A 15,062-nucleotide genomic window follows, 5' to 3' on the forward strand; every position below is an offset into this window, starting at 1 on the left:
TATTGACTGGGAGTTAATTGGGTGTCTTTTTTAAATGCCTTGTTAAAAGTTACCTTGTTATTATAGCCAACCTCGTAGGCAATGTCGATAATATTCATGTTTCGTTTTATGTCTTTATGTAATATTTCTTTGGCCTCATTAATTCTATAGGTATTGATTAATTCATGAAAACTCATACTAAAATGCTCATTGATAACTTGTGATGCGTTATGCCTAGTTGTAGAAAGGCGAGCAGCTAGCATTTCTAAGTTAATATCATTTTCTTTGTATATTTTTTCTGTATCAAATAATTCAATAAGATTATTTTTAAGCTCATTAGAAAGGCTTTTGGTAAGTCCTGATTTTTCATATTTAAACGAGAGATTGTTGTTTAAAAGAAGTGATCCGCTAAAAACTTTCGGTTGAGCGTTTGCTGAATAGCCAATATATAGAATCATGGATGCCATGAAAAATATTTGTAAGTTAAAAAAGATTCCAACAGACATATTGTTTAAGGTTAGAGTAGCATACAAACTATAGCATAGTATATATGAAAAATGAATTCTGTAAATGTTTCGTTGCCAAACTCTATTTTTTTTAGGTAAAGAAGAATTTTTATTACTTTGTATAAATAATTTTCGTATAAAAAGACCATAGATTATTAGTGATAAAACCTTGAGTGTTACTGCGAGAATAAGCTCTTTGGAATTTTCTACGGTATAGCCTGCGGTTTCTTCGATTAACAATTGCAACTTTTTACTTGCGGGTAAAGTATATTTAGGAATTAGATATATTAAAACAAGAAGTGTTGGCGTTAAGTGGAATATATCTTTGGTTCTAAATTCATAATTTTGCGTTATTCTCTTAAAATAGAAATATAGTAACGGGCCGTATAGAAAGGAAAATACAGCAGACATTAAATAGGAGTGAGGATATATAAAATGGTAGTTTGTAGTATAGAGGAAAATATGTAGAATAAAAATAGAATGAATAAAAATGAAAGCGCTAATTATTTTTTTAGAAGTGTTGTCTATCCTTTTATTGAAATGGATGATAATTGAAATATAAAAACCAATTAGAGCTACATATAAGTAAATGAAAGACCAAAAGCTAAAAGTAGGAGTATATCTTTTGGAAATAACACTAAATTCAGCAGTATCTCTAATAGGGTCAAATCCAGTATCAGCTAATACCGAGGGTTTGAAATCAGTTTGTAAATATTTTTCAACATAGGAGATACTTTCTTTAGTTTTTTTTAATGCGGAATACCCCAGAGCAATTTTTTTTAATACCGGAGCTTTGAATATATTCTCTTCTTTAAGTGAAGATTTATAGCTTGTTATTACCTCTTCATAGTTTTGTTTTTGAAAAAAATCATCCGATTTTTCTAAAAAACAAATAGGAATTATTTTTTTGGACAAACTACTTCCTGTCATCGATTCTGTTATAGTAGAAGAGTACAGATTAATGGACAGGAGTAAGAATGTGATTAAGATTCTTAGATTCCTCATTTTTTTTTTGATTAACGATTATTACCTAATATTTAAAGGTAGTAAAATCAAGATAATGAAGTGTTAAAATTGTTTTTAAAATAGTAAAACCCGATAATAGTTTACTTTATTATTTTCATTTTTAAAATGTCAAAATCGTATATTTAGGTAGTATTTGCAAAATATATTTAGAAAAAAATAGGGTATAAAAAAAACCGATGCTCCCACCGGTTTTAACTAACTAACTCAAAAACTACTAACTCAAATAATTCGTGGCAAAAATATTTAATTCCTAATCTTCTTAGGTTAATTAAACATTAGCTTTTCATTAATCTTCTCTTACTTTTGTTAACGTAAGAATGTTAATTTTATTGTGTATACTATAAGGTTACTTCATTAATCTTGAAGAATAAAGACCTTTTTAAGTAAATCTGTAGTTCTTGAAGATACTTTGGTTCTAATATCTTTCTCTTCTATTGCAATCATAGTGTAAACACCAGAAAGAGCTTCTTGGGTTACGTACTCTGTGATATCTGGATTTACATCTGCAGTTAGTGGAATGCTATTGTATTTTGTAATTAGGTTTTTCCAAATTTTATCGGCCCCTACCTTTTTGAAAGAACTAGAGATAACAGGGTGAAATTTGTTATACAAACTATTTTCTGTTGCTTGGGTAAGGTATTGTGTTGCGGCATTATCTGCCCCTAATAAAATGCTTTTTGCATCTGTAAAGGAAATTCCTTTTACAGCATCTACAAAAATAGGAGTAGCTTCACTTACGGCATCTTCAGCGGCTCTGTTAAGAACTTTAAGACCTTCATCTGCTAATTGTCCTAATCCAATATTTCGTAAAGTCTTATCTACTTTTTGTAATTCTTCTGGTAAAACTATTTTTACTAATTCATTTTTAAAAAAACCGTCTTTTTGGGTAAGTTTGGTTACCTGTTTATCAATACCTAGTTGTAAGGCTTCTTGCAGACCGCTGGCTATTTCAAGATTTCCAATGCCTGCGGTTTCTTGGGGTAATTGGTTTACTATTTGTTGTAGTTCTCCGCAAGAGAAAGTTAAAAGGATAAAAAATAAGGAGAGTATTCTTTTTGTCATTTGTATATAATTTGGATAAATTTTGTTTTTGATTTTAGTTTTATGAAAAAATTACTGTTTTGTTATTATAGACCATAGTTTTTCCTTGGAGGTGTAATTTAACAGCACGAGATAATACTATTTTCTCTAAATCTCTTCCTTTAGCAATAAAATCCCTAATAGAATGCGAATGAGAAACTGTGGTTACATCTTGTTCAATAATTGGGCCTGCATCTAATTCTTTGGTTACGTAATGACTTGTTGCGCCAATAATTTTTACGCCTCTCTCAAAAGCAGCATGGTATGGTTTTGCTCCAGCAAATGCAGGTAAAAATGAATGATGAATATTAATAATTTTATTCGGAAATTTTGAGATTACAGTGCTACTTACAATCTGCATATACCTTGCTAAAACAATGAAATCTACATGGTTATCTTTTAGTAGTTGTAATTGCTCTTGTTCTGCTTCTTTGCGGGTCTCTTTAGATATAGGAATATGGTAGAAAGGAATATTAAACTGTTCAGCAATATCTCTTAAATCATTATGATTACTTAATATAAAAGGAATCTCTACATTTAGTTCCCCAGATTTAAATCGGCTCAGTAAATCGTAAAGGCAATGGTTGTATTTAGATACAAAAAGAGCCATTTTCCCCTTTTTTTCATCCGTATCAATGCTCCATTCCATAAGGTATGGTTTTGCTAAAGTATTCTCAAATTCAGATTTAAAATTTATTAAATTAAATCTAGATTGTTCAAAATCACTTTCTAATCGCATAAAAAAGACATTTGCTTCTTTGTCTACGTGTTGGTCTAGATAAATAACATTGCCACCATAAGATTGTATAAATCCTGTGACAGCACTAATTATTCCAGCTTTGTCTGGGCAATGTATTAAAATGGAAATTTTCAAGATGCGCTATTTTAGCTTTCAAAATTAGCACATTATCTACATCAAACTAAATAAAATATGTTGAATTTAAAGGAATGGACGAAAAAGGATTCTTTTTTAGATTAAAGATTTTCTCCAATTTTTAAAAGACTCTCTAAATAGACTAATTTCAGTTCTTAGTAAATGAATATATTCTTTTTCTTTTATACCATCTTTTTCTAAGCCAGTGCAGTAAGAGCTTATATTACGAAGCATTATATTTATATGAAGGGCATTCTTTAAACGTTCGGTTCGGCATTCTGTATATTCTGCCTGTGCTATTTTTTGAGGAATAAGAATGGCATCGGTCAAAAGAGAATTGGCAATAGTATCCCTTAAGCTGTTAGATTTGTATAGCTTTAGTAAATCCTTATTTAAGGAAACATAGCTAGCAATCTCTCTGCTCATTATGCAAAGCTCTAAGGCTTTTTTATACACAGGTGTTTTTCCTAAACTTTTGTGAGACACAGTTATAGCTTATTTGTTTAATTATAAAGTTACGTTGCTATTTTAAATATTTAATTTAGAATAATTAGTATTTTTACAATAATACTTTGTAAAGCAAAGAATAAATAAAAAAATAGTTTTGAAAGCAAAAATAGACGAGCTTAACTGGAAAATACTTCATTTTTTACAAGAGAATGCACGAGAATCTTACGCTACTATTGGGCGTAAAATAGGGCTTACTGCTCCTGCTGTTGCCGAGCGTGTAAAGAAGATGGAAGATTTAGGTATTATAGAAGGGTATAATGCTAAAGTATCCCATGCACTTACAGGTTATCAATTAAAAGCGATAATTACATTAAGGGCCTTTATGGGTAAATTAAAACCTTTTTTGGTTGTAGTTCCTGAATTTGATGAAGTGGTAAACTGTTATAGAATAACAGGAAATGAAAATATTGTAATGGAGGTTGTTTTAAAAGATCAATTTCACTTAGAGAAATTTATAGATAAATTGATACAATATGGCGAAACAAGGACCCACATTATTCTCTCGAACGTAGTAACAAATGCTGCTGTAGGGAAGACTAAATTTTAGGTTGTGTTAATTTGTAATAACAAAATTTGTTGTTCCATTATTTTCCTTTTATTTTAGAGTTATGGATACAGAAAAAATGTATGAATATTTAGAAATCGCCCAAGAGAAAATTGTTTTTTTTCTACCTAAAATAATAATGGCTGGGCTTATTTTTTGGATAGGCTTTAAGATAGTTAAAAAGCTAGTAGAGTGGACTAACGCAGCTTTAGAGAAAACTGGGTTTTCTTCTACTTTAAGACCTTTTTTGACATCTATGGTTAGTGTGGTTCTTAAAGGAGCCGTATTGTTTATTATTGCAACAATAATTGGTGCTGATTTAACAGGTTTGGTTGCGATATTGGCAGCAGCAGGGTTTGCTGTAGGTATGGCACTGCAAGGTAGTTTGGGTAATTTTGCATCTGGGATATTAATACTAACACTTAAGCCTTATAAAGTAGGAGATTGGATCCAACTAGAGGGCAAATTCGGAAGGGTAGAAGAAATTGGAATTTTTAGTACAGATGTTCTAACACCAGGGAATAAGATTTTAATAATACCAAACTCCAAAATCACAGATACTATAATTACCAATTTTTCTGAAAAAGGGATGATACGTTTGGAGGTTAATGTTACTATGCCGTATGCGGAGAGTTTTCCAAAAGTGCAAGAAATTATTGAGAGTGCATTAGCAACTATTCCTAAAGTTATGAATGAACCTAAGCCAGAAATTGGGATAAGTAATTTTGATTCTCATAATATTGAATTACTAGTAAGGCCTTATGTTTTTCCTGATGATTATTGGGAAGTAACTTTTGAGGTAAATAAGGCGATTAAAAAAGCATTCAACACCCATGGTGTTAATGTGGCTTATTCAGAAGGAATAGAAATTGGGGTTATAGGGGAATAATTTTCTTTTTATTTTTTTGGAACTTCCTTTGGCTAGATTTTTGATACCTAATTTGATATGAAATTTATACGAGTTATACTATTGTTTGTACTAACCTGGAGTGTTAGTGCGCAGGAAATAAGATTGAAAAAAGGGGTTATAATGGCAGATTTAAAAGTCCATGATACTCTTTCGGAAAATTTCTCACTCTATTTACCTACTTCTTTTAAAGGGGATAGAGCATGGCCTGTATTGTTTGTTTTTGACATGAAAGATAAGGGTAGGCAGGCATTAAGTATGTTTGTCTCTGCAGCTGAAGAGCAAGAATATATTTTAGCAGCCTCTAATGGTATTAGCGATTCTTTGTCACTCTCAGAAAATATCCTGATTACTAATAGGATGTTTAATAGGGTGTATTCCATTTTACCAATTAAAAAGGATGGCGCTTATCTTGCAGGTTATACAGAAGGAGGTAGATTTGCTAGTCTTGTTCCATCTTTTATTAAGGGTATTTCGGGTGTTTTATCTTGTAGTGCTTCCGTAGCAAACAGAGAGGTTTTAAATATTAAAAGGCCGTATTATTTTATTGGGATTGTCGGTAAGGAAGATTATTTGTATTCCGATATGATTAATAATAAAAAGTTTTTAAATAAACTAAAATTCCCTAACCAATTATTATTTCATAGTGGCGGAAGAGAATGGCCAAAGAACTCTTACCTTAATAGCGCTTTGGAGTATTTTAAATTAGCCGAAATGGCAAAAAAAAATACGGAGCTAGATACCACTTTTGTTTATAGAACCTATAACAAGAATATGTTGCAAATGGAAGCTTTATTGGCAGTGAATAATCCATTATTTGCAGAAAATAGATTAAGTCAAATGTTAGAGGTCTATAGACCTTTAATGAATGTTGATTCTTTAAAAGAGCGAAAAAAGCATTTAAGGAGAAGTAAATTGTACAAGTCTAGGCAACATGAAGAGAATGCTATTCTTTTAAAAGAATCTTTTGTAATTAATGATTATGATTATTATTTAGAAGAAGATATAGCCAATTATAATTATAATAACCTAGGGTGGTGGAAATACCAAACCGAGGAAATAGTAAAATGGAGTAAAAGTCCAAAAATAGGAGAGAAACAATTAGCTAAGCGTTTAGAAGGTTACTTAAATGCATTGATAGAGGATTACGTGGATATGATTAAGGAAGAAACATTGGTAGATGAGGAGGCTCTTAGTCTGTTGTATATGATTAAAACAATAGTCGCTCCAAAGGAATTTAAAAATTATTTAAATGTAATTTCTATTAGTTCCAAAAATGAGGATTACGGAACCGCTTTGTTTTATTTGGAAGAACTTTTAATAAAAGGGTATACCGATAAAGAGGAATTATATACATTAGAACATACAGCTCTTTTGCGTATTACGCCAGAGTTTAATGAAACTATAGCTAAGTATTTAAAAGAAGCTCGTTATGAAATTATGGAAGAATAAGGTCTCGGTATGCTTTTTATATTTCCAGAAAAGTGGTAGGAATTATTTTGTTTCATAAACCGGTTTTGTTGAGAGCAAATGCTCCGTCACAATGGCTCGGTATCTAAAGATTTTTTTGTCTGCTTGTTTTACAAAGTTTAGCACAAGCAGTTCTTTAAATCGAAATTTAAATGGTACTCTGTGCTAGGTATTAAAGGTGGCATCCGTGATAAGGAGTGCAACATTGTAGCGATTTGAAGAAGGTTAGGGAAGAACCTCCTTCTTTCTACTGGTTGGCTCCGAGGAAGTTTTAGTATTGTAGCCAATTAAGTTTATAAAAATGAGGATGCTATATAATACTATTTTTATTAGTTTTCTTTAAATGTAAAAGTAGTAAAATACCAAGAATACAAATAATAGAAATAACATACCAGGTTGTATTGTAACCAAAAGAAGCTATGGAGCGCATACCAGAATTATGTCCAAATATATGAGCAATAGAAAAGGACATGCTGTAGAGAGCCATGTATTCTCCTTGCTTTCCGCGTTTTGCTCGATCCATTGCTATAGCATTTGAAAATGGAAAAGCTATCATTTCTCCTATAGTCATTAGTAGCATTCCTATAAGCAGTATGCCTGCCCAATGTATTATATTGAGTATTAAAAAGCTAAGTCCAATTAGTACTAATCCAATTATAACGTTGGTTAGTGAGGACCATTTTTTGTTTTCTAAGTACTTTATTAGCGGCATTTCTATTGCAAAAATGAGAAAGCCATTACCTGCTAATAAGAGCCCTATTTGTGATTCATTTAAAGAGTATACATCGCTATAATAAATAGGAATAGTTGAAAAGTATTGAACAAAAGCAAATGCTAATAATATCATTGCACCAATAAATGTAAGGTAGTAATAGTCTTTATAGGCAGAGGTAGGGTTTTCATTATGTATGTTGCTTAAAATGGTTGCTTTTTTTGGATGTAAAACAGCTATAAGCAGAAACCCAGCAAGAATACAAGTAGTGCCATCTACCCAAAATAATTTATCGTAACCTAATGTGGCTATTATTAACCCGCCTATTGCCGGTCCGGCAGAGAAACCTAAGTTAATAGCTAGGCGTATTAAGGTAACGCTTCTTGTTTTGTTTTTTGGCTTGCTGTAGGCGCTTAAAGCAACAAAAGCTGCAGGTCTAAAGGCGTCGGCAATAACCATAAGAATAAATATGCCTATGCATATGGGCCAAAAACTATCTAGGTGTTGAATGCCAATAAAGGCTGCCCCAGTTAAAATTAGGCTAGCAAACATTACTTTGTAATACCCTAATACATCTGTTAATTTTCCACCAAGCCAATTTCCTACTAAGGAACCTAATCCAAAAGCGGTCATTATACTACCTACGTTTTCTAAAGAAAATTCGAGGCTTTGTGTTAGATATAGGGATAAGAATGGGATTACCATTGTCCCAGCTCTGTTGATTAAGGTTATAAGAGCTAGCCACCAAACTTCTTTGGAGAGACCTTTAAAAGATTCTATGTAGTTTAGAAATATTTTTTTCATTATTATTTTTTTGAAATAAAAAAAGCCTGACAAATAATGTCAGGCTTTTTTATATATTAATTTTTCTAGATTTTATATATAACATAGCCTGTTCCCTTTAATGGAATAGAATAAGACATATTTACAAATCATCAAAAAAATCATTTTAACTAAATTTTCTGCTAAAATAATTAAAATATGCATATGTTGTATTTTTACATTGTCAAATTAAAATAAATTAAGATGAAATATTTGTTATTGTTTTTTGCTGTGTTAGTATTGTCTTGTAAGCAGGAGAAAAAATATCATGATGTAACGAAGGTCAAGGAAGAGGTTGTTCAAGATACCTTGGTAAAGGATATTTTGCATTGGCAAAAGGAGCTTAATGAGGAATATGCAAACCCAGAAACTTCACCATTGCCAGATAAGTATAGAAAGAATTTTGAGGGATTAGATTTTTTTAAGCCAGATAGCAATTTTGCTATTGTAGCTAATTTTGAAAGAACACCAGAAGCTATCCCTTTTATGATGCCAACTACAACGGATAGAAAATCGGAAGAAGTGGTTTATGGTGTAATAACTTTTATTTTGCAGGAGAAAGAACATCGATTAGAGGTGTATCAAAATAGAAAATTAATGCAGCAAGAAGAATATAAAGATTATTTGTTTTTACCTTTTACAGATGCATCTAACGGAAAGGAAACCTATGGAGGCGGTCGTTACATTGATTTAAGAATACCCGAAAAAAATAGAATACAGATTGATTTTAATAAGGCTTATAATCCTTATTGTGCTTATAATAAAAAGTATTCTTGCCCTATTGTTCCTGGTGTTAATAATTTAAATGTAGAAGTTTTAGCAGGAGTTAGAGCTTTTGAGAGTGTTAAGAAATAAAAAAAAGCTCAGCATTACGGCTGAGCTTTTTTAGTATGTGTTTTTTCTTTTAGAAAGTGTAGATTGCTGCTATAGTAAAAGAGGAAAGACTTTTTGTTGCAGCTCCATCACTGTCAAAGAAAATTTCTTCTGAGTTGCTATCTAATCTAATTTCTGGTTTAATGATTAATTTTTCTAAAGTGTAGCTAGCAGTTAGAGTAGCGGCAAAAACACTTGGGTCGTCCGTACCAGAAATACCATCAAAAGTAGAGAAATATTCACCTCTTAATCCTAGTGAAAAACTATCTGAAGTTGCAAGTTGCGGGTATAAGGCAATACCACTAAAACCGGCACCATTATTATCCGCGTAAGCGGCATTGATACCTAGGAAGAAAGAATTAGATAAATTAAAGCCTCCTGTGTAGTCAACTTCAAAGCCTAATTTAGCTTTACCGTCATAGTATAAATTTAAGAATTGACCCGAGTAACCTAATTGAGCACCTAAAGAATATGCTCCAGGAACAGAACTGGTACTTGTTCCGTTAAAGTTTTCATCTGTTACATTCATTACGGCTAATATTAAGTTAAAATCTTCTGATAAAGCAAAATCAGCTTTTAAACCAATGTGAGAAAATGGTCCGCTAGAAAATAAATAAGAAGTACTATAATTAAAGTTAGCAGAAGGAGAAATTACTTCATAGCCCAAAAAGGTGTTAAATCTACCTAATGTTAATGTGGTTCCTTTGGATACATTCCAGTAGGTGTATAGCTGATTGATGTTTAAGGCATCTCCGCCTACAGCATCCACAGCTCTTGGGCCGTATGCTATATCTGCAACTGCTCCAGTTTTTTCGCCTTCATAGCTAGCTATGATATTTGCCATGCCTAAGGCAAAACCAGTTTCGTTTGCAAATGATGTGTTAGGAGCTTGTGATTCTATATCTGTAGAGCTCAAATTTGTTCTGTAGTATACGTCAATAGTGCTACTGAAGGTAAGTTTCTTTTCTTCTTTAGTTTCCTCCTGTGCAAATGTGTTCGTTATTGTAGCTAACATTAAAGCGGATGCTACTATATTTTTCACTTCCTTTGTGTTTGTAATCATTTTCATAATTCAATAATTTGTTGGTCCAAGAGTTGTTATTAGGACATTGTAAATTTTAGTTTTAGTTTTGTGATATGATTATGTAACGGAGTGTTCTGCAAAACACTCCGTTTGTATTTTTAGTGTTGGTTCATTCTAAAGTCAGGATAAGCATCCATTCCATGTTCGTGAATGTCTAGGCCTTCCATTTCTTCATCTTTAGAAACTCTTAATCCTAAAGTAGTTTTAAGTACTCCAAGAATAATACCTGATGTTACTATGCAAAATGCACCTACTATTAAGACGCCATATAGTTGCGTTAAAAATTGATCAAAACCAGCCATGCTTCCGAAGATACCTACGGCTAAAGTTCCCCAAGTACCACATATTAAGTGTACTGCAATAGCACCTACTGGGTCGTCTAACTTTAATTTGTCGATAAAAGCAACACTAAATACAATGATAATACCAGCTAAAAAGCCAATAACAACAGCTTCATTAGGAGACATTAAATCTGCTCCAGCTGTAATACCAACTAGGCCGCCTAAGATACCATTTAGGAACATGGTTAAATCAAGATTTTTGTGTAGTATTGTAGAGGTTATAAAAGCTCCAAACCCACCTGCTGCTGCTGCTAAACTTGTAGAGACGAGTACTAAGGAAGTTAATTCTGGGTCTGCAGAAAGTACGGATCCACCGTTGAATCCGAACCATCCTAGCCAAAGGATAAGAACCCCAGCAGTTGCTAGTGGTATATTGTGTCCTGGTATTGCTTTTGGCTTACCATCGGTTCCAAATTTTCCAATTCTAGCACCTAATAAGGTTACGGCAACTAAAGCTGCCCATCCGCCTACTGAGTGTACTAATGTTGATCCTGCAAAATCATAGAATCCCCACGAATCTAAGAATCCGCCGCCCCATTTCCAGGCGCCTACTATTGGGTAAACGAGGCCTACGTAGATAACGGTAAAAATCATAAAGGAACCTATTTTTATTCTTTCGGCAACCGCACCAGATACTATAGTTGCCGCTGTAGCAGCAAACATACCTTGAAAAAGAAAATCGGTCCACCATGTATATCCTCCGTTTGCATAAGCAGCAGTCATTCCGTTTTCAGGAGCAGATATACCAAAGCTGTCTATGGAAAATTTAATGATTCCCATATCTCCATCTTCAAAGCCAGGGTACATTAAATTAAAACCCCAAGCGTAATAAAGTAGTAGGCCTCCTGTGATAATGAATATATTTTTAAATAATATGTTAATTGTATTTTTTTGTCTTGTTAAGCCTATTTCTAAAAAGGCAAAACCAGTATGCATAAAAAATACTAGTGCTGTTGCTAGCATCATCCATACGTTGTTGGTTGTAAATAATCCTGCGTCCATAATTGTGGTAAATTTAGTAGTTGGTTAGTTTTTTAGTTGATTCCTGCGTGACCGCTCTCTTTGGTTCTAATTCTGTATCCTTCTTGAATGTCAGAAACAAATATTTTTCCATCACCAACATTACCTGTGTGTGCAGCTTCTAAGATTGCGTCAATTGTTTTTTGTACGAAATCATCGGAAACAACAATAGATAGGTGTCTTCTTTGGATGTCTGTTGTGCTGTAGGCGATGCCTCTGTATACGTGTCCTTGTTTTTCGTTGCCAACTCCTGTTACATCCCAGTAACTAAAAAAGTTAACCTCTATTTGATGTAATGCTTCTTTGACATCATCAAATTTTGATTTCCTGATAATTGCTTCAATTTTTTTCATGACTAATTTGTTGTTTATCGATTAAATATATATTAAAACAACGTAGCCCCTATTTTTTGATGGGGTATATTGTTTATTTTTATTGTAATATAATTTTTTACCCTATAAAATTATGGGTCATGTAATATATATTGCTGTAATAAATGAATTTGTTTTGGTAGTCCTCCTTATTTAGGTAGGTATTATGGGAAGTATATAATACTATGGTATTAGGGTGTGTTTAAATTGTAGAACGGAGATAGTGAGGTTTTGTAAAGAATAAAGAAGTGAATTTGTTTTGGTGTTCTCCTGATTTAAGTAGGGATTATAGGGGGTCTATAATACTAAGGTATTAAGATGCGTTTAAATTGTGAAACGGAGGTATAGTGCAGTTTTGTAAAGAATAAAGAAGTGAATTATAGTTTAGATAACCATAATCCTAAACCAATGGATGCTATTCCAATTGTTATACTTAGTAGTGTATAAGTAGAAAAATAAAAAAAGTCTCCTGTTTTTAAAAAAGAATGGCCTTCAAAGGCAAAAGTGGAAAAAGTAGTAAATCCTCCGCAAAAACCTGTAGTTAATAATAAGGTCTGGTTTTGGGTAAGGAAATTGTTTTTATAAGAAAGACCTAGGACAAAGCCGATAATTAAGCAGCCTATTATATTTACTATAAAAGTTCCTAAAAAAAAGTTCTGAAAATGTGAGTTGAAAGTTTTAGATATAAAATACCTAAGAACACTCCCTAAGCCGCCTCCTAAAAATACAAGCAAAAATTGTTTCATACCTTAAAGATATAAACTATACTGCTTTCTTGTACTTTGGATTTGCTAAATCTATTGGATAAATTTTGGCGTCTGAATTGTCAGAAAATTCTCCTTGTATAGATTTAGGTTTTTGGTTAATATTCTTAAGACTAAACAGCATCATTATTGCGTTTAGTATGATTAATACGAAAAGTATGGTAAAGAATGTCATCATTAATTTATTTGCCCCTTTAAATGAATAACGCAAAATTACTACGTTTGTTATATTATACGGCGTAAATTGAAATAATGTTGTCAAACCTTACATTTTTGTGGTGTAGGTAAGAAAAAAGTTAATATTTGAACATAAATTTAATACAGAAAAGGATTACTAAGAATATGGCAAAGGTTATGGCTACCCATTTAACGCCTTTGTAATTTTTAGCATGCATTTTTTTGTCTTTTAGGTAAGATATAACAATGATAATGATAAAAGACATCGCAAAAAGCCCTGCAAAAATCATTTGCCCAGTACTAAACATAATTTTATATTTTTACGCAAATCTAAGGGAAAACTACAAACAAATAATATGAAAGATAAAATAGCAGCGGTAGAATTATTTCATAAGTCATTTGGACTTGGTATACGTAATGAAAAGAAAGCGGATTTAGGAGAAGCAAAAAATATGTTGCGCTTTAATTTAATGGATGAAGAGAATAAGGAATATTTAGAGGCAGCCAATGATAACAATATGGTTGAGGTTGCTGATGCTTTGGGAGATATGCTCTACATTTTATGTGGAACTATCTTGGAGCATGGTATGCAATATAAGATAGAGGAGGTTTTTGCTGAAATTCAGCGCAGTAATATGAGTAAGTTGGGTGCGGATGGAAAACCCATTTATAGAGAGGATGGTAAGGTTTTAAAAGGTCCAAATTATTTTAAACCGAATATTCAGGAAATATTAGAAAAATAAAAAGGGGCAATTTGCCCCTTTTTATTTTTCTAATATTTAAACTTTATAACGCCAACCAAACGTATCTTCGGCTCTATTATATTGAATGTCTGTAATTCTCTTTTTTAGTCTTTCGGCAATACTGTCTTCCATTTCTGGTAAATCGTAATCTACATCTCTAAAGCCAAATCCTGCAATAGGAGATATAACAGCGGCAGTACCTGCTCCAAACATTTCTTTAAGAGATCCGTCCTTAGCTGCAGCAACTACTTCTGCAACCGTAATTTTTCTAACTTCAGCTTTAATACCTTCGTCTTTAGCAATTTCTAAGATGCTCTTTCTTGTGATTCCATCAAGAATTCTATCACTTGTTGGTCCAGTTATTAGAGTATCGTTGATTCGGATAAAGATATTCATTGCGCCAGCTTCTTCAATATACTCGTGTGCATTGTCATCTGTCCAAATTACTTGGTTGTATCCTTTCTCTACTGCAAGTTGCGTCGGGTAAAACTGCCCTGCGTAATTCCCCCCAGTTTTTGCAAATCCTACACCACCGTTCGCAGATCTAGAATATTTTTCCTCAATGAGTACTTTTACTTTTCCTGAAAAATAAGCCCCAGAAGGAGCGCAAGCAATAATAAATTTATACTCATCTGCTGGAGAAGCATGGAAACCTAGTCCAGAAGCAAAAACAAAAGGTCTAATGTAAAGAGAGCTGCCTTCGTTTTTTGGTATCCATTTTTCATCTACTTTTAGTAGAGTTTTAAGTCCTTCCATAAAGTAGTCTTCCGGAATTTCCGGAATAGACATACGTTTTGCAGATATGTTAAGACGTTTTTGATTTTCTAATGGTCTAAATAACCAGGTAGCATCTTCCTTATCTTTGTAGGCTTTCATGCCTTCAAAAATAGATTGCCCATAATGAAAAATCTTAGAAGAGGGGTCTAATGTAATGGGTTGGTAAGGAACAACTTTAGGTGTTTCCCAAGCTCCGTTCTTATAATCACAGACCAGCATATGATCGGTGAATACACTCCCAAAGGATAAATTATTGAAATCTATCTGACTAATTTTGGATTGTTTTACTTTCTCAATCGTAATATTTTGTTCTGTAATATTCATTAGAATAATAATTTAAAGAATAAAAATAGAAAAATTTACTAGTTAGGCTTCCATTTTTATTTAAAATTAACCAGTTTTGTAATCTGAAAATTAAATTTTAATAAAAATGAAAAGAATTAACATATTGATTGTATTATTCGTAATGTGTGCAAATATAT

16 protein-coding genes are annotated in these 15,062 nt (G+C 32.4%); 5 read left to right on the plus strand and 11 right to left on the minus strand.

Annotation, left to right across the window (positions count from 1 at the left end):
• From QZZ51_RS12835 to QZZ51_RS12850, 4 genes are all read right to left on the minus strand, one after another.
• Positions 1–1,490 (minus strand): helix-turn-helix transcriptional regulator (locus QZZ51_RS12835; RefSeq protein ID WP_291870288.1); only part of this gene is annotated, 1,490 nt, incomplete at its 3' end.
• A 375-nt stretch (positions 1,491–1,865) separates the two neighbouring features.
• Positions 1,866–2,573, minus strand: coding sequence for a DUF4197 domain-containing protein (locus QZZ51_RS12840; protein WP_291870290.1), 708 nt, complete (start codon positions 2,571–2,573; stop codon positions 1,866–1,868).
• Between the two features lie 40 nt (positions 2,574–2,613).
• Positions 2,614–3,465, minus strand: a complete 852-nt coding sequence (gene purU / locus QZZ51_RS12845; RefSeq protein ID WP_291870292.1) for a formyltetrahydrofolate deformylase — start codon at positions 3,463–3,465, stop codon at positions 2,614–2,616.
• 96 nt (positions 3,466–3,561) lie between these two features.
• Positions 3,562–3,891: a hypothetical protein gene (locus tag QZZ51_RS12850; protein WP_366511977.1), complete on the minus strand. Its 330-nt coding sequence runs from the start codon at positions 3,889–3,891 to the stop codon at positions 3,562–3,564.
• Between the two features lie 178 nt (positions 3,892–4,069).
• Between QZZ51_RS12850 and QZZ51_RS12855 the strand changes: the two genes are divergently transcribed.
• From QZZ51_RS12855 to QZZ51_RS12865, 3 genes are all read left to right on the plus strand, one after another.
• The gene (locus QZZ51_RS12855) at positions 4,070–4,522 is read left to right on the plus strand and encodes an Lrp/AsnC family transcriptional regulator (protein ID WP_291870296.1); all 453 of its coding nucleotides are present in this window, start codon (positions 4,070–4,072) and stop codon (positions 4,520–4,522) included.
• Positions 4,523–4,583: 61 nt separating this feature from the next.
• Positions 4,584–5,408: a mechanosensitive ion channel family protein gene (locus tag QZZ51_RS12860; protein ID WP_291870298.1), complete on the plus strand. Its 825-nt coding sequence runs from the start codon at positions 4,584–4,586 to the stop codon at positions 5,406–5,408.
• Between the two features lie 141 nt (positions 5,409–5,549).
• Positions 5,550–6,878 (plus strand): alpha/beta hydrolase, encoded by a 1,329-nt coding sequence (locus tag QZZ51_RS12865; protein ID WP_291870300.1) that lies wholly within the window; start codon positions 5,550–5,552, stop codon positions 6,876–6,878.
• A 328-nt stretch (positions 6,879–7,206) separates the two neighbouring features.
• Here QZZ51_RS12865 and QZZ51_RS12870 read toward each other — a convergent pair whose 3' ends face one another.
• Positions 7,207–8,412: an MFS transporter gene (locus tag QZZ51_RS12870; protein WP_291870302.1), complete on the minus strand. Its 1,206-nt coding sequence runs from the start codon at positions 8,410–8,412 to the stop codon at positions 7,207–7,209.
• 222 nt (positions 8,413–8,634) lie between these two features.
• Here QZZ51_RS12870 and QZZ51_RS12875 point away from each other — a divergent pair, with 222 nt between their 5' ends.
• Positions 8,635–9,285 (plus strand): DUF1684 domain-containing protein, encoded by a 651-nt coding sequence (locus tag QZZ51_RS12875; protein WP_291870304.1) that lies wholly within the window; start codon positions 8,635–8,637, stop codon positions 9,283–9,285.
• Positions 9,286–9,334: 49 nt separating this feature from the next.
• Here the strand turns inward: QZZ51_RS12875 and QZZ51_RS12880 are convergent, their stop codons facing one another.
• The 5 genes from QZZ51_RS12880 to QZZ51_RS12900 form a co-directional block, all read right to left on the minus strand.
• Positions 9,335–10,372 carry an outer membrane beta-barrel protein gene (locus QZZ51_RS12880; RefSeq protein WP_291870306.1) on the minus strand — a complete coding sequence of 346 codons (1,038 nt, stop codon included), beginning with the start codon at positions 10,370–10,372 and terminating at the stop codon, positions 9,335–9,337.
• Between the two features lie 113 nt (positions 10,373–10,485).
• Entirely contained in the window at positions 10,486–11,730 is a 1,245-nt protein-coding gene (gene amt / locus QZZ51_RS12885; protein ID WP_291870308.1) for an ammonium transporter, read from the minus strand.
• A gap of 32 nt (positions 11,731–11,762) precedes the next feature.
• Positions 11,763–12,101 (minus strand): P-II family nitrogen regulator, encoded by a 339-nt coding sequence (locus QZZ51_RS12890; RefSeq protein ID WP_291870310.1) that lies wholly within the window; start codon positions 12,099–12,101, stop codon positions 11,763–11,765.
• A gap of 395 nt (positions 12,102–12,496) precedes the next feature.
• Complete coding sequence (gene crcB, locus QZZ51_RS12895) at positions 12,497–12,865, minus strand: fluoride efflux transporter CrcB (RefSeq protein ID WP_291870312.1); 369 nt, start codon at positions 12,863–12,865, stop codon at positions 12,497–12,499.
• A gap of 16 nt (positions 12,866–12,881) precedes the next feature.
• Entirely contained in the window at positions 12,882–13,145 is a 264-nt protein-coding gene (locus tag QZZ51_RS12900; RefSeq protein ID WP_291870314.1) for a hypothetical protein, read from the minus strand.
• Positions 13,146–13,416: 271 nt separating this feature from the next.
• Here QZZ51_RS12900 and QZZ51_RS12910 point away from each other — a divergent pair, with 271 nt between their 5' ends.
• A complete protein-coding gene (locus QZZ51_RS12910) occupies positions 13,417–13,803 on the plus strand; it encodes a nucleoside triphosphate pyrophosphohydrolase family protein (protein WP_291870317.1) in 387 nt (128 codons plus the stop codon).
• Positions 13,804–13,839: 36 nt separating this feature from the next.
• On the opposite strand, the gene QZZ51_RS12915 is transcribed toward QZZ51_RS12910, so the two are convergent.
• Positions 13,840–14,904: a branched-chain amino acid aminotransferase gene (locus tag QZZ51_RS12915; RefSeq protein WP_291870319.1), complete on the minus strand. Its 1,065-nt coding sequence runs from the start codon at positions 14,902–14,904 to the stop codon at positions 13,840–13,842.
• Positions 14,905–15,062 lie beyond the last annotated feature (158 nt).

The sequence above is a fragment of the Maribacter sp. genome (assembly GCF_016744255.1).
Lineage (GTDB): Bacteria > Bacteroidota > Bacteroidia > Flavobacteriales > Flavobacteriaceae > Maribacter_B.